18 protein-coding genes are annotated in these 17,754 nt (G+C 42.9%); 1 reads left to right on the plus strand and 17 read right to left on the minus strand.

Features of this window, described 5'->3' with window-relative positions:
* Positions 1–131: 131 nt before the first annotated feature.
* The 13 genes from ileS to typA all read right to left on the minus strand — a co-directional run bounded on the left by ileS (position 132) and on the right by typA (position 15,118).
* Positions 132–2,924: an isoleucine--tRNA ligase gene (ileS, locus tag J1C91_RS08410; RefSeq protein ID WP_002910317.1), complete on the minus strand. Its 2,793-nt coding sequence runs from the start codon at positions 2,922–2,924 to the stop codon at positions 132–134.
* Between the two features lie 283 nt (positions 2,925–3,207).
* The gene (locus tag J1C91_RS08415) at positions 3,208–4,002 is read right to left on the minus strand and encodes a DivIVA domain-containing protein (RefSeq protein ID WP_002910318.1); all 795 of its coding nucleotides are present in this window, start codon (positions 4,000–4,002) and stop codon (positions 3,208–3,210) included.
* Positions 4,003–4,011: 9 nt separating this feature from the next.
* A complete protein-coding gene (locus tag J1C91_RS08420) occupies positions 4,012–4,797 on the minus strand; it encodes an RNA-binding protein (RefSeq protein ID WP_002910319.1) in 786 nt (261 codons plus the stop codon).
* Positions 4,794–5,069 (minus strand): YggT family protein, encoded by a 276-nt coding sequence (locus tag J1C91_RS08425; RefSeq protein WP_002896162.1) that lies wholly within the window; start codon positions 5,067–5,069, stop codon positions 4,794–4,796. The genes J1C91_RS08420 and J1C91_RS08425 overlap by 4 nt, the downstream gene beginning before the upstream one ends.
* A 5-nt stretch (positions 5,070–5,074) precedes the next feature.
* Positions 5,075–5,662, minus strand: coding sequence for a cell division protein SepF (locus J1C91_RS08430; RefSeq protein ID WP_002910320.1), 588 nt, complete (start codon positions 5,660–5,662; stop codon positions 5,075–5,077).
* A gap of 9 nt (positions 5,663–5,671) precedes the next feature.
* Positions 5,672–6,343, minus strand: coding sequence for a YggS family pyridoxal phosphate-dependent enzyme (locus tag J1C91_RS08435; RefSeq protein WP_002910321.1), 672 nt, complete (start codon positions 6,341–6,343; stop codon positions 5,672–5,674).
* An 8-nt stretch (positions 6,344–6,351) separates the two neighbouring features.
* Positions 6,352–7,629, minus strand: coding sequence for a cell division protein FtsZ (gene ftsZ / locus J1C91_RS08440; protein ID WP_011836648.1), 1,278 nt, complete (start codon positions 7,627–7,629; stop codon positions 6,352–6,354).
* A gap of 16 nt (positions 7,630–7,645) precedes the next feature.
* Positions 7,646–9,004, minus strand: coding sequence for a cell division protein FtsA (gene ftsA, locus J1C91_RS08445; protein WP_002896169.1), 1,359 nt, complete (start codon positions 9,002–9,004; stop codon positions 7,646–7,648).
* Positions 9,005–9,125: 121 nt separating this feature from the next.
* Positions 9,126–10,337 (minus strand): cell division protein FtsQ/DivIB, encoded by a 1,212-nt coding sequence (locus J1C91_RS08450; RefSeq protein WP_002910323.1) that lies wholly within the window; start codon positions 10,335–10,337, stop codon positions 9,126–9,128.
* Complete coding sequence (locus J1C91_RS08455) at positions 10,334–11,404, minus strand: UDP-N-acetylglucosamine--N-acetylmuramyl-(pentapeptide) pyrophosphoryl-undecaprenol N-acetylglucosamine transferase (protein ID WP_125439173.1); 1,071 nt, start codon at positions 11,402–11,404, stop codon at positions 10,334–10,336. The genes J1C91_RS08450 and J1C91_RS08455 overlap by 4 nt, the downstream gene beginning before the upstream one ends.
* 1 nt (position 11,405) lies before the next feature.
* A complete protein-coding gene (murD, locus tag J1C91_RS08460) occupies positions 11,406–12,758 on the minus strand; it encodes a UDP-N-acetylmuramoyl-L-alanine--D-glutamate ligase (RefSeq protein ID WP_032912502.1) in 1,353 nt (450 codons plus the stop codon).
* A 219-nt stretch (positions 12,759–12,977) separates the two neighbouring features.
* Positions 12,978–13,247, minus strand: coding sequence for a DUF3165 family protein (locus tag J1C91_RS08465; RefSeq protein ID WP_032912504.1), 270 nt, complete (start codon positions 13,245–13,247; stop codon positions 12,978–12,980).
* A 23-nt stretch (positions 13,248–13,270) separates the two neighbouring features.
* Positions 13,271–15,118, minus strand: a complete 1,848-nt coding sequence (gene typA, locus J1C91_RS08470) for a translational GTPase TypA (protein ID WP_032912629.1) — start codon at positions 15,116–15,118, stop codon at positions 13,271–13,273.
* A 180-nt stretch (positions 15,119–15,298) separates the two neighbouring features.
* Between typA and J1C91_RS08475 the strand changes: the two genes are divergently transcribed.
* Positions 15,299–16,024 carry a 16S rRNA pseudouridine(516) synthase gene (locus J1C91_RS08475; RefSeq protein ID WP_002910329.1) on the plus strand — a complete coding sequence of 242 codons (726 nt, stop codon included), beginning with the start codon at positions 15,299–15,301 and terminating at the stop codon, positions 16,022–16,024.
* A 74-nt stretch (positions 16,025–16,098) separates the two neighbouring features.
* Here J1C91_RS08475 and J1C91_RS08480 read toward each other — a convergent pair whose 3' ends face one another.
* From J1C91_RS08480 to J1C91_RS08495, 4 genes are all read right to left on the minus strand, one after another.
* Positions 16,099–16,326 carry a hypothetical protein gene (locus J1C91_RS08480; RefSeq protein WP_002910330.1) on the minus strand — a complete coding sequence of 76 codons (228 nt, stop codon included), beginning with the start codon at positions 16,324–16,326 and terminating at the stop codon, positions 16,099–16,101.
* An 89-nt stretch (positions 16,327–16,415) separates the two neighbouring features.
* Positions 16,416–16,796 (minus strand): rhodanese-like domain-containing protein, encoded by a 381-nt coding sequence (locus tag J1C91_RS08485; RefSeq protein ID WP_002910331.1) that lies wholly within the window; start codon positions 16,794–16,796, stop codon positions 16,416–16,418.
* Position 16,797: 1 nt separating this feature from the next.
* Complete coding sequence (locus tag J1C91_RS08490) at positions 16,798–17,016, minus strand: YqgQ family protein (protein ID WP_002898045.1); 219 nt, start codon at positions 17,014–17,016, stop codon at positions 16,798–16,800.
* A 92-nt stretch (positions 17,017–17,108) separates the two neighbouring features.
* On the minus strand, positions 17,109–17,624 hold the full coding sequence (locus tag J1C91_RS08495; protein WP_002910333.1) for a Dps family protein: 516 nt from the start codon (positions 17,622–17,624) through the stop codon (positions 17,109–17,111).
* Positions 17,625–17,754: the final 130 nt, after the last annotated feature.

A 17,754-nucleotide genomic window follows, 5' to 3' on the forward strand; every position in this document is an offset into this window, starting at 1 on the left:
TATAACAGAAAATAGTTGCAAATGCAACTGTGTGTTTTTGCTAATTTGGTTTTAAATTAACAAATTTTCAAATCGATCTATCTAAAAAATGGCTTACCTCTAAAGGGCAAAGCCATTTTTTATTTTAAAACTTACTTGACCTCAAAGCCTTCTGCGACAGCCTGAGCAAAGTTTTCTTCTAAAATTTTTGCACAGTGGTCACAGACAAGGGCTTGATAGCTGCGCTCTTTAACTGTTGTATCAATGCGACGGCAGCGATCACAGACTTGCCCCTTCGCATGCTCTACGACAAAAGCTACATCTTCAAAGAGTAGAGCGCCTTCTGGAGCAGGTCCTTCAGCAATCGTTAATTGAGAAACGATGAGGAGCTGGGCCACATCGCTGTTAACTGCTTCCAGCAAGGTCTTGATGACTTCATTCGGATAGACAGTCAGGTGCGCTTCCAGCGATTTTCCGATAACCTTTTCATTGCGGGCTTCTTCCAAGGCTTTCTGAGCCTGACTGCGGAAGTCCATAAAGGCAGACCAAGTGTCCAAGATTTCTTCTTGATTTGGGAAAGTCTGAGCTTCTGGCAATTCAGATAACTGAACAAATTCTTCCTCTTCGTGCTCTAGGTAAGACCAGATTTCTTCTGCTGTGTGTGGCAGAATCGGCGTCAACAGCTTGGTAATCTTGACCAAAACATCATAGAAAACAGTCTGCATCTGACGACGTTCCAATGACTTAGCTGCTTCGATATAGACGACATCTTTGGCAAAGTCCAGATAGAAAGCGGACAAGTCAACAGTCACAAAGTTGACAATCGCTTTATAAATAGTCAGAAACTCAAAATCCGCATAAGCCTTGCGAATAGTCTCTACTAATTGATTGAAGCGGATAGTCATGTACTTATCAACGGAGCGAAGCTCTTCGTAAGCTACAGCATCCTCAACTGGATTAAAGTCAGAGGTATTAGCAATCAAGAAACGAAGTGTATTCCGAATCTTACGGTAGGTTTCAGAAACTTGACCCAAGATATCCATAGAGATGCGAACGTCGTTGCTAGAGTCAACACTGGTTACCCAGAGACGCAAGATTTCCGCACCAAATTGTTTTTCCACGTCACTTGGAGCAATTGTATTTCCAAGGGATTTAGACATCTTTTCGCCCTTACCATCTAAGGCAAATCCTTGTGACAAGATTTGTTTGTAAGGAGCTACGCCATGGTTGGCAACTGAAGTGATGAGGGAGGAGTTGAACCAACCACGGTATTGGTCTGAACCTTCTAGATAAAGATCAGCTGGGTAAGTTAACTCAGGACAGTTGACCACTACCCCATTCCATGATGAACCTGAGTCAAACCAAACGTCCATGATGTCTGTTTCCTTGGTAAATTCACCGTTTGGAGAACCTGGATGAGTAAATCCTTCTGGTAAGAGGTCTTTGGCTTCACGCTTCCACCAGACGATAGAGCCGTGCTCCTCAAAAAGCTGAGCTACGTGTTCAATGGTTTCAGCCGTCATGATTGGTGTTCCGTCTTCGGCATAGAAGATTGGAAGTGGAACTCCCCAAGCCCGCTGACGAGAGATAACCCAGTCACCACGGTCACGAATCATATTGTAGAGGCGTACTTTCCCCCATTCAGAATGGAATTTAATCTTGTCAATTTCATCTAAAATTTCTTGACGGAATTTAGAAACAGATGCAAACCACTGAGGTACTGCCCGCCAGATGATTGGCTTCTTAGTACGCCAGTCAAATGGATAAGAGTGAGAAATTTCTTCCTGAGCAAGGAGCAAATCACCAAGCTTTTCAATAACCGTCGGCACAACCTTATCATAGAACTGGCCTTCAAAGTCAGGACCAGCATTTTCCATCATGATACCGCGCTCATTGACTGTCACAGCAACTTCCAGTCCATTGGCTACACCGACATGGTAGTCGTCCTCACCAAAACCAGGCGCTGTATGAACGATACCGGTACCAGAGTCAGTCGTAACGTGGTCACCCAGGATAACAAGTTCATCTACAGCAGTATCCCATGGGTGAACTGTCACGATGTGGTTTAATTCTTGACCACGGTAGGTAGCCAAAACTTGAACATCAGCCCATCCAAATTTCTCAGACAGACTATTCAACAATTCTGAAGCAACCACAAACTTACGAGATTCACCAGCTGGTTGAACGACTACGTAATCAATATCTGCTCCAACTGTCAAACCGCGAGAGGCTGTAATGGTAAATGGAGTTGTTGTCCATACGACGATGTAAGTATCTGTGTCCAAGACCTCTTTGCCATCTTTGACGCGGTTAGCATAGTAGAGAGATGTGGAAACCAAATCATGGTATTCAATTTCCGCTTCAGCCAAAGCTGACTCAGATGACCATGACCAGTAAACTGGCTTAGCACCACGGTAGATGTAGCCTTTCTTAGCCATTTCACCAAAGACACGGATTTGAGCCGCTTCATAGTCAGGAGTCAAAGTCACATAAGGATTATCCCAGTCACCAGAAACACCCAAACGCTTGAAGTCTTCTTTTTGCTTTTCGACTTGGCTCAGGGCATAGTCCCGACACATGTTGAGGTACTCAACCAAGTCCAGTTCTTTACGCTTAACGCCTTGCTTTGCCAATACCTGCTCGATTGGGAGACCATGCGTATCCCAGCCTGGAATGTAAGGCGCATAGTAGCCAGCCATAGATTTTGAGCGAACAATAATATCTTTGGAAATCTTATTCATAGCATGGCCGACGTGAATATTGCCGTTAGCGTAAGGAGGGCCATCATGCAAGATAAAGTGCGGCTTGCCTTCATTCAGTTCCTGACGGCGTTGATAAAGCTTAGCTTGATCCCATTCTTTCTGCCAGATTGGTTCTTTATTTGGCAGGCCAGCCCGCATAGGAAAAGCAGTTTTCCCAAGATTGAGTGTTTCTTTCAGTTTCATTCTATTCCTCTTTATTTTTAAAATTACAAATTAAAAACCGCAAACTTCTCCAAAAAGGACGAAAATTCGCGGTACCACCTTTGTTTAGGCAAGACAATAGCATGATGCTCCTCTTGCCCCTCTTTGTCCGTAACGTGGACTGCCGTCTCATCCTACTGATTTCAGACGAAAGTTCTGTAAAATGATAGCCCAAGCAAGATGGACTGCAGATCTCTCACCATCATCTGCTCGCTGAAAGTATTTTGCTTGGTCTGTGTTTTTACAATCTTAGCTTCTTTAAAAATTATAAAATATTTACTGGAACTTTTTGTTCCCCATTTGTATCATCATCGTGATGGTAAGCTTCTGAGTTTTCCTCAGCTGCGTGAGCTTCTATGTCTTCATCACTGAGCGGAGAAAAAGCTTGTGTCGCAGCTAATTCACGGTTTGCAGCTTCAATGCGCTCTTGCAGCTCAGCCATTTCCTCTGGAGAAAATTGACGTGTCACATCCACTTCTTCCTCGCGGACAACTGCCTCTTCTCCTAGAACCTCAGATACAACTTCCTTGAAGGCTTCATCGCTGGTTTGCAGGTAAGTAGCTGTCGGACGCAGGATTTCTTCCCATTCAGACGAATCCACAATGCTGAGTTGGCTCTCAATGGTTGATTTCAAGCGTTGGTGGAAGACACGTGTTTTGTTTTTCAGTTCTTCTGTTTCAATGGCTACTTTCTTAGCATTGTCCGCTGCCTGACGCAAAATTTCATCAGCCTTGTACTTAGCTCCATCCAACAAATGCTGCGCATCCTGCTCTGCCTGACGGACAATATTTGTAGATCGCTCATTGGCAGCAACTTTAACGCGCTCAGCCGTATCCTGAGCAATCAAAACAGACTGGCTGAGAGAGTCTTTCATCTCATCAAAATATGTCAGACGTTCTTCCAGATTGCGAATTTTTGCTTCTTTTTCGTGATTTTCACGAACCAAGTCCTCATAATCACGGACAACGATGTCCAGGAATTCATCTACCTCTTCAACATCATAGCCTCTAAACTTGGTTCCAAAGGATTTATCTTTAATTTCTAATGCTGTAAGTGTCATAGTTCCTCCTCATTTACTAGCTAATAATTCAACAGTTAACTTATGTTTTCCATTCTTGGAAAGGCCATTTTCTCTTAAAACCTTAAATCTTCCAAATCGTCTAACGCTAATCAAGTCTTCTAGCCCAACCTGCAGGCTGGGATTGTCATTAACAGCATAGTTTACTTTCACATGCTTGCCAGAAATCAGCTGAGCAGCCTGACTCCTTGACAACTTAAAGGTGCTGGCTACCAACTTGTCCAAGCGAAGGCTAGATGCTAAAATTTCTCTGGTGACAGCCTGCTTTTGCTCTTTCAGCTGCTCTGCAAAGGAAACTTCCTTTAGTTTGACAGGCATCTTTGCAATTTTAGAGACATGATCTATAAAATACTGGGCCAGTCTCTTATCTACAAAGAGCTGAGCGCGGTCTCCAACCACAAGAATATCACCAAATGTTCGTCTTTCAATCCCTAATTGATTGAGCAAGGTCCCCATAATCTGCGAATGACTGATTTTATAAAATTTGCTTGCATAGGAAATTTCCAGCAAGCTCAATTCAAAATCATCCATATTCAGTTGGTAATAAGAAGGCGCCACAAGAACTCTTGCTAGTTCACTTGGAAAAAAATCCGTACTAGCAAAGACTTGCACATCATATTGCTTGCCAATATTCTTCAGGATTGAGACCTGATGGGGATTCAGAAAAGACGTTGTTTCAAACGCATAGGTATCTTGAACCCGCTGAAGCAGCTTCAGACTCCTATCAATAAACTCTCGATCCTCATGCGAAAAATGTTGATATAAATCTTTCATCATAATAACATTAGTAAGACGCTTATTAAATAAAAGACCACACGATTTAAAAGGTTTAAAGCCAGAATTGCAACCCAAACGGTAAAGTCCAGCCCTGCAAACTGCAAGGGAAGACGGCGGAAAAGTTTTAAATACGGTTCTACAATTCGTGTTAGAAACTCTCCGAATTTGGTTTGATAGGCTCCTGGAAACCAAGACAGAAGTGCATAGACAATCAAGGCAATGCTATAAAGATCGAAAAGATTAGAGATGGCACGAATTACAAAATATAACATATCTCTTATCTACTGCGCTTCATATCAAAGTCGAATTCGCTGATTTCAACATCGTTTGGCAGGCGGATGTCTTCCACATTTACCACTACATTAATCGGAGTCAGCAAATACATAGTGCTTGCAACTTTTTTCAAACTTCCAGCCAAGACATAACGGGCACCGTCTAGGTAGTCTAAACAACGTCGAGCCTGTACCTCAGTCATATACTGGAAGTCAATCAGGATGCTTTCATTGGCCAAAAGCAGATCAACAATTTCAGTCGCTTCCTCATATCGCCTCGGATAACGAACATCAATCGTAATTTTCTCATCCGCATTTGCACGGTGCTGAGCCAATTCCTGCTGACGTGCATGCAGTCTGGTAATATTCTCAGTCGAAGATTTCTGTTGGGGCTGAGGTTTAGGCTGTGGCTTGGCCGCAGCAGCCGGACGAGGAGCTGGCTTGCTCTCTCTGACTGGCTTAGGCTGAACCAATTCAGGCTTCTGCTTAACAGGCGCTGCAGGTCTGCTGACTGTCTGCTCCTGAAGCTCAGTCTCATCTCCATCTTCTGTAAAATAATCTATAAATTTATCAAATCTATCTTTTAATGACATATTTCTTTCCTATTTAAAAAATGCTGTACCAATTCTGACATAAGTCGAGCCATGGGCAATTGCTTCTGGATAATCACGGCTCATTCCCATGCTTAATTCAGAAAAGGGCATATTATTTAACTGTTTCTTTTTTAATTCTTTTTGTAGTTGATGAGCCTTTTCAAAAATTTGGTTCAGCTCCTCATCACTAGCTTCAAACGGAGCCATTGTCATCAATCCCACAATTTGAACATTTTCTAATTTTTCAAGTTCAGGCAGGACAACTTCAAGTTCTTCAATCAAAAAGCCATGCTTGCTCTCTTCTTTAGAAATATTCACCTGCAGGAAACATTTAATCACATGTTCAGCCCGTTTGTCAATCTCCTTGGCCAATTTTACAGAATCTAAAGCGTGAAAGTAATCAACATAGTTAATCACATCCTTGACTTTTCTCCTCTGCAAACTGCCGATCAGGTGCCATGTCAGATTCTCATCTTTCAGAGCATGGTATTTATCTAGAAATTTATCTACCCGATTTTCTCCGATATGCTGAATACCTGTACGAACAAGCTCCTGAGTTGTTTCGCAGTCAACATATTTGGTAACTGCAATGATATTTACTGAATCTTTCAAACGCTGGGCTTGCTCCGCCGCTTGAGCGACGGATTGAAAGACCAACTCTTTATTATTCTGCAAATTCATGATTTAGATTAACGATTTCTGAAGAATGGAGGTGTTTCCAATTCATCATCATCTTCATTAGTTTCTGCATAGCGTTCCACGCGGGCTGACGAACTTGGTTCAGCCTGACGAACAATCGCTTCGCGGCGAAGATCCCAATCACCAAAGGCTGAACCTTTAGGCGCATCCGTTCTTTGACGGCTTGGAGCAGGAATATCAACCGTTTCGGTCATATCAAAGTTTCGTTCAAACTGTCCTGAGCGAACTTCGCGATTTGGCTCAACTTGCTGCGGACGGCTTGGACTAGTAGGTTGTGGTGTCTGACGAATGCCGCTGACCTTTTCAACCTTGTCCTGACGGACACCAGTAGCTACAACCGTCACGCGGATTTCATCCTTCATGGACTCATCAATCGCAGTACCGAGCCAGATGTTCACACCATGACCTGCTGCTTGGTTGACAATTTCTGAAGCCTCTTCAGCTTCAATCAGAGTCATATCTAGGCCACCAGTAACGTTGACAATTACGTCCTCTGCGCCATCAATGGTTGTTTCCAAAAGAGGTGAGTAGATAGCTTTGCGAGCAGCTTCGATGACACGTTCTTCACCGCTACCAACACCAATTCCCATCAAAGCATTACCCTTGTCTGCCATAACTGTTTTCACGTCGGCAAAGTCAAGGTTAATTAGTCCTGGGCTGGTAATCAAGTCAGTAATCCCTTGGACACCTTGGCGAAGAACATTATCTGCTTCACTGAGTGCTTCAAGAAGCGGAGTCTTCTTATCTACAATTTCAAGCAAGTTGTTATTTGAGATAATCAAGAGTGTGTCTACATGCTCGCGAAGTTCATTGATTCCTTCTACTGCAAAGGTTCCACGCTTGCTTCCTTCGAAACCGAAAGGACGTGTAACTACAGCAACAGTCAGAGCACCAACATTTTTTGCAATACGAGCAATCACTGGAGCAGCACCTGTCCCAGATCCACCACCCATACCAGCAGTGATGAAGACCATATCTGCTCCTTGCAGAGCTTCGGTCAGGACTTCTTCGCTTTCTTCAGCAGCCTTACGACCTACTTCAGGCTGACCTCCGGCACCAAGTCCGCGAGTCAGCTTAGGACCAAGCTGAATAACTGTTTCAGCTTTGGCACTGCTAAGAGCTTGAACATCTGTATTTGCTGCGATGAATTCAACACCAGCAACACCTTCATCAATCATTCGGTTGATGGCGTTACCGCCACCTCCACCGACACCAATAACTTTAATTACTGCGCCTTGTGCAGCAGCAGCGTCAAATGAAAATGTCATATTCTCTGTATTCTCCTTAATCAAACATTTTGCCAATTAGGTTGCGCATCCGATCTGTAATACCAGTTTTTGGTTCTTGGTTTGGCACATCAGCACTGGCAACTGGAACTTCTTGGACCGGCTCCTCAGGAATCTCATCAGCTGGTTGAGGTTCAAAACGTGGTACTGACTGAGCAGGACGCTCAAAGGATACAGGTCGATGGCGCAGTTGCTCATCACCATGAACAGCAACCTGAGCCAGCATATCCACATCTGTTAAGTTTCCAGCATACTCTGACAGGCTGATAACATGTGCAAAGGCTGGATTGCGAATGCCGATTTGATTTGGCACATAAAGCTTGACATTCACACCAAACACTTCTTGAGCCAGCTCAACCACTCCTGGAAGAATAGCTGCTCCACCAATAATCACAATGCCGCCTGGCAACTCGAGAAGATGCCTTCTATCCAAATCGCGTTTGATTTGCTCAAAAATGTGTTGGATACGAGCAGAAATAATTTCAGCCAGATACTTTTCAGTTACTTCAACCGGCTCAATCTCGCCAATCACTTCTACTTGGAAAGACTCTGTCCCAGCTTCTGGAACATAAGCAGATCCATAGTTAAACTTGAGACTTTCAGCCAACTTTTGTGAAGTCTTCAAAACCTTGGAGATGTCCTTGGTTACGTAGTCACCGCCTTCTTGGTATATATTCGTATATTGAAGCTCTTGACCTTTAACAGAAGCCACTGTAGTTTGACCGCCACCCATATCAATAACAGTTGCACCAAACTCACGTTCCCCTTCGTTCAAGATTGACTTAGTCATAGCCAATGGGGAGATAATTACGTTCTCAAGCTGAACTCCCGCGCGCTCCACTGTCTTGCGGAGGTTGTGGAGAATAGTCCGTGGTCCAGTATAGAGAAGACCACGCATTTCTAAGCGAATCCCCATCATGCCGCGTGGGTCACGAATCCCTTGGAAACCATCCACTACAAACTCTTCTGGGATGAAAGTAATCACTTCGCGGTCAGGAGTCATACTCTTAGTCAGAGCAGATCTAACAACATTCTCTACATCTGTATCTGTGATTTCCTTAGAATCACTAGTCACAGGAATCATGCCCTGAGTTGGCTCAATCTGTAAGAGATTAGCCGGAAGTCCGACATTAACTAAACCAATTGAAATGCCTGCCTTTTCTTCTGCTTGAGAAATAGCTGTCTTAATGGCAGCAGCAGCAGCCTCAATATCAACAATAATTCCATCTTTAACGCCAGCACTTTTTGCGTTGCTGACCCCAATAACATTCATTTCATCGTTGATGTGCTCTGCCACCAACACTTTAATTGAGCTAGTTCCTATATCTAATCCAGTAAAAAAGCCGTCTCTAGCCATTACACCAGTCCTCTCTATCTTCCATGTTTCCGGTCTATACTAATAACGCTAAAAATTAGAGTTACCCAAGCTTTATTATAACATAAAGAAACTGAAAATGTGCAGTTTTTCTACATATAATTTAGCGATTTTCAGCAGTTCCCGGGTTTTCTGTCGAATTTTGCGGCTCTGCAGGTTCTTCTTCCTGACTTTCTGTCACCTGCTCAGCCGCTTGTTCTGTTGGCTGTCCCGTCGATTCCTCTTCTGCTTTCTGCTTTTCTTCATCAGAAGAAGACGACTCGTTTTGAGCTCCTTCAACATAACTAAAAATCCCTGCTTCCATATCTACGACACTAGGTACACCCTCTTCCAGCTGCGATTGGATTCCCTTGTAATATGGCAGTTTCTTAGCAATATGCGAAATTGGTACCAAAATTTTATTGCCATCATGCATTGTCAGCGTAACCAAGTCCGGTGTCACCTTGCTCGGGGTCAGCTGAACTGTCTTAATATTTTTCTTGACCGAAGCCGGTACCTTTTCAATTTGAAGAGCAAATTCTTTAATCAATTTTTTATCTGAAAACTCTATCGAAATATGGGTTTCTGGCAAAGAATCTGCAGCAGTCGGGTCCGAAATAATCTCCCCATTTGTCAGAATAGGATAGTACTGGCCACCCTCATGCAGATAGGCCAGAACTCCGTACTCCTTGACCTTTACCTGAAAAGTAATCGGAAACTGATAAGCCATCTCCAGGTTGTTAATCCAAGGGCTAGAAGCTTTCATATTGCGGATATGATTACCGCCATTGATAAAGGTTGTTAAAGTATAGTCCTTCTCATCAATCTTACTGCTTTTGAGCAGATCTTCCTGACTGACCATTTGATTCCCAGAAAATTCGATTGTCTTCATGGTTGCCAGTGGCGTCAAAAAATAAACTGACAGGAGAAAAATCAAGCCACTGCCCAGCAAAATTGGCAGCGCTCGATAAATATGAACCCTCGAGATATGAACCTTAGCAGCTTCTTTTTCTGCCTTTTTCTGAAGTTTCTCCAGTTTTTTGCGCTCTTTCTCGCTCAATTCGGTCTCTAGCTCAGATTCGGATGATTCATCTTCCAAATATTCTGTTTCTTCCTCTTCATAAGATGAGTCATCTTCTTCCGTCTCTTCAGCTATTTCTTCGCCTTCGATTGAGTCCTCAGCTTCAGCTTCATTTGCTTCCTCTTCTTCCAGCTTCTTTTGTTTGCTGGCCTCTTCTTGAGCCTTCTTTTCAAGATATTCTTTGTTTCGTTTCTGCCATTCAGAGAGGTGCTCACTTACCTCTTCCTTTGGCTCATCGTTGTTTTTCTTGCTCATTTCTTTCCTTTATCAATATCCGCCTTCAATAAAGCATAAAATTCATCTACAGACTTGATTTCCTGGGAATTCTTCATAGCTTGATGATAAGAAGCCTGATTAGCCAAAAGGTCATCAAGAGCTACCTGTAAATTGCTCATATCCAGCTGTTCCTCTGCCAATTGCTTGGCATATCCCTTTTTCACAAAATAATCCGCATTTTCAATCTGATCGCCGCGACTGGCTTCACGTCCCAGAGGAACGATAATGTGCAGCTTAGCCATAGCCAAGAGCTCGAAAATTGTATTGGAACCGCCGCGTGTCACCACTACATCTGCCAAGTCCATCAAAGGCTGGTAGAGGTCAGTCACATAGGCTCTGCGAAAGAGACGTTCAGACAGAACATCCAAACTTGCATCGCCTGTCAGATTGATAACGTTATAACGCTCGGTCAGCGCAGCTTGATTCTGGCTGACAAAGTCATTAAAGACCTTAGCACCAGCAGAACCACCGACAAAAAGCAGAGTAGGCAGCTCTTTATCAAAATACTGACGGATTTCTTCTAGTTCCTGCGGTGGGACTGACTCTTGGTTACCGACCTTGGTCACAGCTCCGACATGCTCAATCTTGGTCAGACTGGAACTTTGCTCAAAGGTCGCATACATCTTGGTCGCACACTTATAGGCGATTTTATTGGCCAAGCCAATGGATAGATCCGACTCATGAACATATACAGGCACTCCTGACAGTCGGGCTGCAATCACGGGCGGAACGGATACAAAGCCTCCCTTAGAAAAGAGAGCCTGCGGCCGTACCTTGAGCATAATACCCAGCGACTGGAAAATACCCCAGACGACCTTAAAGCCATCCAGCAGATTCTGCCATGAAAAGTAGCGGCGAAGCTTGCCCGTAGCTACCGAATGGAAGGTCACGTCTAGTCCAGACTTTTGGATTTCCTGATACTCAATCCCATGCTTATCACCAATATAGTGGACCTGCCAGCCTTCTTTGATAAATTTCGGAATAAGGAGAAGGTTGAGGGTTACATGCCCAACTGTTCCTCCACCTGTAAATACAATCTTCTTCATCTTAACCTTTTAATTCTTCAAATGCAGCGAGAAATTCATCGCCACGGACTTCAAAATTACTATACATATCCCAGCTGGCATTGGCAGGACTGAGCAAGATAATGTCTCCTGGCTCCGCTTGAGCAAAGGCCTTATGAGCTGCATCCCGGACATCAGTCGCATCCAGATAAGAAACACCAGCCTGATCAGCCGCCCTCTTTACACGCGCAGCTGATTGTCCTAAGATAACCATTTTCTTGAGCCCTTTGAGGTCAGGCACCAACTCGTCAAATTCATTGCCACGGTCCAAGCCGCCTGCAATCAGAATCACCTTGCTATTGTCAAAACCAGATAGGGCTTTCTGGGTTGCCAAGATATTGGTAGACTTACTATCATTGTAAAAGACAACCTCATTTACACGTCCCACATACTGGAGACGGTGCTTAACACCACCAAAAGCAGACAAGACTTCTTTGATCGTCTGATTGTCAATGCCACGCAGTTTGGCCACAGCAATCGTAGCCAGAGCATTTTCAATATTGTGGCTGCCAGGAACGCCGATTTCAGCCGCCTGCATAATCGCTTCTCCACGGAAGGTCAAGACGTCACCATCTAGATAGGCACCATCCACCTTTTCAGTCGTTGAAAAAGGCACAACAGCAGCCTGAGTCTGGCTAGCCATTTCCTTGGCCCAATCTTGATTGAAATTCAAAACCAGATAATCATCAGCTGTCATGTTTTTCTGGATATTCCACTTGGCAGCTGCATATTCCTCAACAGAGCCGTGATAATCCAAATGAGTCGGCATGAGGTTAGTAATAGCAGCGATTTGCGGATGAAAATCTTCAATCCCCATCAACTGGAAGGAAGACAGTTCCATGACCAGAGTATCTTTGCTGCTGGCTGTTTGGGCTACCTGACTAGCAGGAAAGCCGATATTACCGGACAATAGACCATTCTGACCGCCAGCCGTCAAGACTTGCGCAATCATGGTTGTGGTCGTCGTCTTGCCATTTGAACCCGTAATACCAATAATCGGTGCTTCAGAAATTAGATAAGCCAACTCGACTTCAGTAATGACTGGAATCTTCTTCTCCAGAGCCCGAACGACCATGGCATTGTCATAAGGAATACCTGGATTTTTCACCATTAGTTCAAAATCTTCGTCCAGCAACTCCAAGGGATGACCTCCTGTCACCACTTTAATACCTTCTTCTAGCAAAGATTGAGCAGCAGGATTTTCCTCAAAAGGTTTGCCGTCGTTAACTGTCACGATAGCTCCTAATTTATCTAAAAGGCGAGCAGCTGACTCACCCGACTTGGCCAATCCCAGAACCAAGACCTTCTTATTGGCAAAATTTGCTATTTTTTTCATAAGCAACCTCTTCCATTCATACTTCACTCTATTTTACCTTTTTTTGTGAAAATAAAAAAGTCATAGGAGTCTTTTATTTTCGACTGTAAGCAAGTTTTGAAAAAAATGATATGTTTTCATCTATTTGAAATATTTTGTAACATAAACCTATTGTTTTTGTAAAGAAAAAGAGCAAGAACTCAAAAAGTCTGTCCAACTTTCTAAATTCTTGCTCATTTATTATTCTTCATCAAAATTCTTTTTTGATTTCGTAGGCGGCTTGAGACGATTGATATCCCGCAAAGCCAAGACAGTCACTACGGATAGGCCGAAACCTACAAAATATTCAGCCGGTAACTGGAAAATTTTAAAAATGCCTAAGCCAAATAAGATAATTAAGGCTACAATCAGTAGCACCATGGTCACTGCATTAACAGTCCCTTTAATACTGGATGGAACAGCAAAAATGTAGAAAAAGAGGATTAAAATCCCAATGATAAGATAAACCATCTTGCTGCTCCTTTCCATTTTGCTTATTCAGCTGCAGCTGATTTTTTCTTTTTATTGGCTTTTTCGCGTTCTTGTTTGTTCAAAATTTGCTTGCGCAGACGAATAGATTCTGGTGTTACTTCCATGTACTCATCGTCGTTCAAGAACTCCAGAGACTCTTCAAGTGTCAAGATACGAGGTGTCTTGATAACAGCTGTTTGGTCCTTAGTAGCTGAACGGACGTTGGTCATTTGTTTGGCCTTGGTGATATTAACTGTCAAGTCGTTTTCACGAGAGTTTTCACCAATAATCATTCCTTCGTAAACCTCAGTACCTGGGTTGACAAAGATTGTACCACGTTCTTCGATAGACATGATTGAGTAAGTTGTAGCCTTACCAGCATCGATGGAAACAAGGGCACCACGGTGACGTCCCCCAATTTCCCCTGGAATCAATGGCAAGTATTGGTCAAAGGTATGGTTCATGATACCGTAACCACGAGTCATTGACAAGAACTCAGTTGAGTATCCGATCAAACCACGCGCTGGAACGAGGAAGACCAAACGAGTTTGACCATTACCAGTTGAAATCATATCCAACATTTCACCCTTACGTTCAGAAAGGCTTTGGATAACAGATCCTTGGTATTCTTCTGGAGTATCGATTTGGACGCGCTCAAATGGCTCACATTTGACACCATCGATTTCTTTTACGATAACTTCTGGACGAGATACTTGCAGCTCATATCCTTCACGACGCATTGTTTCGATAAGGATTGACAAGTGCAATTCGCCACGACCTGAAACTGTCCACTTGTCTGGTGAATCTGTTGGGTCAACACGAAGGGATACGTCTGTTTGCAGTTCGGCCTGCAAGCGTTCTTCAACCTTACGAGAAGTTACCCATTTCCCTTCGCGACCAGCAAATGGTGAGTTGTTGACCAAGAAGGTCATTTGAAGCGTTGGCTCATCGATGTGAAGAATTGGAAGAGGTTCAATGGCATCTGTCGGTGTAATCGTCTCACCAACAAAGATATCTTCCATACCTGATACGGCAATCAAGTCACCCGCTTTGGCTTCATTGATTTCACGACGCTCCAAGCCAAAGAAACCAAAGAGTTTTGTGACACGGAAGTTCTTCGTTGTACCGTCTAGTTTAGACAGGGTAACTTGGTCCCCAACCTTAACAGTACCACGGAAGACACGTCCGATACCAATACGACCTACAAAGTCATTGTAGTCCAAGAGTGAGACTTGGAACTGCAAAGGCTGATCTGAGTTGTCCACTGGAGCAGGGATATGGTCGATAATGGTATCAAAAATTGGTGCCATTGTTTTTTCTTGATCAGCAGGATCGTCAGAAAGTGAAGAAGTTCCGTTGATAGCTGAAGCATAAACAACTGGGAAATCAAGCTGGTCATCGTCTGCACCAAGCTCGATGAAGAGTTCCAATACTTCGTCCACTACTTCTGCTGGACGAGCTGATGGTTTGTCGATTTTATTTACAACAACAATTGGGACAAGGTCTTGTTCCAGGGCTTTTTTCAATACGAAACGAGTTTGTGGCATGGTTCCTTCGTAGGCATCTACCACCAAAACAACACCGTCAACCATTTTCATGATACGCTCAACTTCTCCACCAAAGTCCGCGTGTCCTGGTGTATCCATGATGTTGATACGAGTCCCGTTGTAAGCAACGGCTGTATTTTTAGCAAGGATCGTAATACCGCGCTCTTTTTCGATATCGTTTGAGTCCATAGCACGCTCTGCCAACTCTGTACGAGCATCAAGAGTTTCAGACTGTTTCAATAATTCGTCAACGAGGGTTGTTTTCCCATGGTCAACGTGGGCGATAATCGCAATGTTACGGATATCTTCTCTTAATTTTGTCATGATTTCCTCTGAATTTTTAAATTTTATTTCTAACTGAACAATTATACCACAGACGCAGGCAAAAAACACGGCTTTGATAAGTGTAAATGTTTTCATTAAAAAATATGGGAGCTCCATGAGGATTTGCATTTCCCATCCTGAAAATTTATGATATGATTTAGAAAAAAATAAGGAAAACAGATGCGCCTCGACCAACTGCTGGCTGCCAATCATATCAGCCGAAAAAAGATGAAACAAAGCCATTTACAAAAACAGATTTTAGTGGATGGTAAGCCCGCCTACAAACTCAGCCAAAACGTTGATACCGGCCTGCAGCAGATTACTTTTCAAGGAAAGCATGTCAGCGGCCCTGCCCACCGTTACTACATGCTGAATAAACCTGCAGGTGCGGTCACTGCCAATCACGACGCTGAAAAATTGACTGTTCTGGATTTGCTGGACAAGGAGATAGAGAAAGAAAACCTTTACTCTATCGGACGGCTGGATAGAGATACCGAGGGGCTTCTTCTGATTACCGACAATGGTCCTCTAGGATTTCAGCTGCTGCACCCTCAATACCACGTTGAAAAAACTTACTATGTAGAAGTCAATGGACCTCTGACCCCTCAGGACAAAATTGCCTTTCACGAAGGCATTCGCTTTTTAGACGGCACCGTCTGTCAGCCTGCCCAGCTTTCTATCCTCTCTACCAGCTCCAGTCTGAGCCGTGCTACCGTCAAGATTTCCGAGGGGAAATTCCACCAAATCAAAAAGATGTTTCTGGCAGTTGGTGTCAAGGTTACTTATCTCAAGCGGATTCAATTCGGAGATTTTACATTAGACCCAGATCTAGCAAAAGGCGATTACCGTGCTTTGAACCAAGAAGAATTAGGGATTATTAAAAAACATTTAGAGAAAAGTCGGTAAAAAAAGATCCAGACAATAATGTCTCGATCTTATCTTACATTGTAATACAAATAGCATCTTTTTTAAAAGTCAAATTAGCTCAGAGTTAACATAACCCCTGCAATCATGTTAATTACAGAGATAACAATACCAATGATATTTAGAATCTTTTCTGTTTTATAATCCATTTGGCTCTCTTTTTGATGTGAACTTGCCAAAACCAAACCAACGATTCCTAGAATAAGTCCAATCAAAGCAAACAAAAGACTAAAAATAATGGATAGGATACCTAAAACAAGTGAAGATTTTTTCTTTTCTTGCATCTTCTAAAAACTCCTTAAAATTAATATTAATTTATTATAACATAAGAAACCAGCTTTGTATATATAATGCAACAAATTTTTGATTTATGTTAACTAGCCTTCACCTTGCCATTCCAAGAATCCAACCCATAAGAAAGAATATAGATTTCTTTAAATCCTTGTTTTTTCAGATACAGAGCCGCATTGGTTACGCGCTGACCACGACTATTTTCATAGAGAAGAACAGCCTTGTCCTTGCGAAGTGCACCGACACTATCCTTGAGCTGCTGAGATGGAATATTGCGAGCACCTAAGATATGCTTCCGGTGAAAATCAGATGGATCCCGCAGATCAACCAACTGACCTTGGCGAATCAAGCCTTCAAATTCTCCGTTATCCACGATTTTTGCTGCCTGACGAAGGCGCAAAAAATTAAAGCCCATCCAGCCAATTATTCCTAAAAGTACCGCCCACAAAATCCAAATTGTCATCTCAAGTCTCCTTTTTCTTTTCTAAATATTCTAACTCTAAGCGATGTTCTCGTCGCAAGACTGCCTCCGCCTCAAAATAAGCTAGCTTATCCATTAGACCGGCATCGTAAATCCTCTTCAGCTCAATTTTCATCATCTCAATATCGTAAAGGCGCTTGCCCATATAGATAATGATTCCGAAACTTTTAAGAAATTGCTGAACATCATACAGGGTTTTCATGAGCTATATTTTATCAGATTTTCCAGCGCTTTTCAAGACGAAAAAAAGCAGAAAGGAAAGTCTGTTCCCTTCTGCTTGGCATGGATCATTTTTTATAAACCTGGTGCTTGACCGATTTCAGCTGTCAGCATCCAGATAGTCTTTTCAAGGTCAGCCTTGGCACCGACAAAGATATCATTGGTTACATCGTCCCCTTCTTCGTCTGTTACATCCAGCGCTTCTTGGTAAAGACCTGTCAGATAACGGAAAATCTCAATCACACGCGCCAGACTTTCTTCTACATTCTTGCTGAATTCACCAGCTTTTTCTTCAATCTTGCTGTGTTGGATAAACTCAGTCAAGGTAGAATAAGGCTTGCCTCCCAGTGTAATCAAGCGCTCGCTGACTTCATCCAAAGTTGTATCCAAAGTTTCCATGTATTCATCCATTTTTGGATGCCAAACCATGAAACCTGCGCCACGCATATACCAGTGAACTTGGTGAAGAGCAATATGAGCAGTATAAAGATCTGCCACTACTTGGTTCAATACAGCCTTAGTTTTTGGCAAAGAGTTTTGATTTACAAAAGTTGCTACGTCAGTTGCTGCACTATTTTTTACTTGTGTCATTGTATTTACCTCGTTTTTATTTATAATGATTCTAATCTTTTTAGATTATGGTTTAATTATAATGCTTCTAAATAAGAAAGTCAAGACAAAAGATTCAAAAAAAGACTTTATTAGAAAAGTTGCAAAATTT

It is taken from the genome of Streptococcus sanguinis, assembly GCF_050222175.1.
Classification (GTDB): domain Bacteria; phylum Bacillota; class Bacilli; order Lactobacillales; family Streptococcaceae; genus Streptococcus; species Streptococcus sanguinis_M.

What these genes read in the sequence shown, in the direction of transcription:
- murD (WP_032912502.1), bottom strand. Translation starts at nt 12,758, where the DNA reads ATGAAAAAAATAGCAAATTTTGCCAATAAGAAGGTCTTGGTTCTGGGA.
- J1C91_RS08420 (WP_002910319.1), bottom strand. Translation starts at nt 4,797, where the DNA reads ATGATGAAAGATTTATATCAACATTTTTCGCATGAGGATCGAGAGTTT.
- J1C91_RS08485 (WP_002910331.1), bottom strand. Translation starts at nt 16,796, where the DNA reads ATGACAATTTGGATTTTGTGGGCGGTACTTTTAGGAATAATTGGCTGG.
- ftsZ (WP_011836648.1), bottom strand. Translation starts at nt 7,629, where the DNA reads ATGACATTTTCATTTGACGCTGCTGCTGCACAAGGCGCAGTAATTAAA.
- J1C91_RS08455 (WP_125439173.1), bottom strand. Translation starts at nt 11,404, where the DNA reads ATGAAGAAGATTGTATTTACAGGTGGAGGAACAGTTGGGCATGTAACC.
- J1C91_RS08480 (WP_002910330.1), bottom strand. Translation starts at nt 16,326, where the DNA reads ATGCAAGAAAAGAAAAAATCTTCACTTGTTTTAGGTATCCTATCCATT.
- J1C91_RS08495 (WP_002910333.1), bottom strand. Translation starts at nt 17,624, where the DNA reads ATGACACAAGTAAAAAATAGTGCAGCAACTGACGTAGCAACTTTTGTA.
- typA (WP_032912629.1), bottom strand. Translation starts at nt 15,118, where the DNA reads ATGACAAAATTAAGAGAAGATATCCGTAACATTGCGATTATCGCCCAC.
- J1C91_RS08475 (WP_002910329.1), top strand. Translation starts at nt 15,299, where the DNA reads ATGCGCCTCGACCAACTGCTGGCTGCCAATCATATCAGCCGAAAAAAG.
- J1C91_RS08465 (WP_032912504.1), bottom strand. Translation starts at nt 13,247, where the DNA reads ATGGTTTATCTTATCATTGGGATTTTAATCCTCTTTTTCTACATTTTT.
- J1C91_RS08430 (WP_002910320.1), bottom strand. Translation starts at nt 5,662, where the DNA reads ATGTCATTAAAAGATAGATTTGATAAATTTATAGATTATTTTACAGAA.
- ileS (WP_002910317.1), bottom strand. Translation starts at nt 2,924, where the DNA reads ATGAAACTGAAAGAAACACTCAATCTTGGGAAAACTGCTTTTCCTATG.
- J1C91_RS08435 (WP_002910321.1), bottom strand. Translation starts at nt 6,343, where the DNA reads ATGAATTTGCAGAATAATAAAGAGTTGGTCTTTCAATCCGTCGCTCAA.
- J1C91_RS08490 (WP_002898045.1), bottom strand. Translation starts at nt 17,016, where the DNA reads ATGAAAACCCTGTATGATGTTCAGCAATTTCTTAAAAGTTTCGGAATC.
- J1C91_RS08450 (WP_002910323.1), bottom strand. Translation starts at nt 10,337, where the DNA reads ATGAGCAAGAAAAACAACGATGAGCCAAAGGAAGAGGTAAGTGAGCAC.
- ftsA (WP_002896169.1), bottom strand. Translation starts at nt 9,004, where the DNA reads ATGGCTAGAGACGGCTTTTTTACTGGATTAGATATAGGAACTAGCTCA.
- J1C91_RS08415 (WP_002910318.1), bottom strand. Translation starts at nt 4,002, where the DNA reads ATGACACTTACAGCATTAGAAATTAAAGATAAATCCTTTGGAACCAAG.
- J1C91_RS08425 (WP_002896162.1), bottom strand. Translation starts at nt 5,069, where the DNA reads ATGTTATATTTTGTAATTCGTGCCATCTCTAATCTTTTCGATCTTTAT.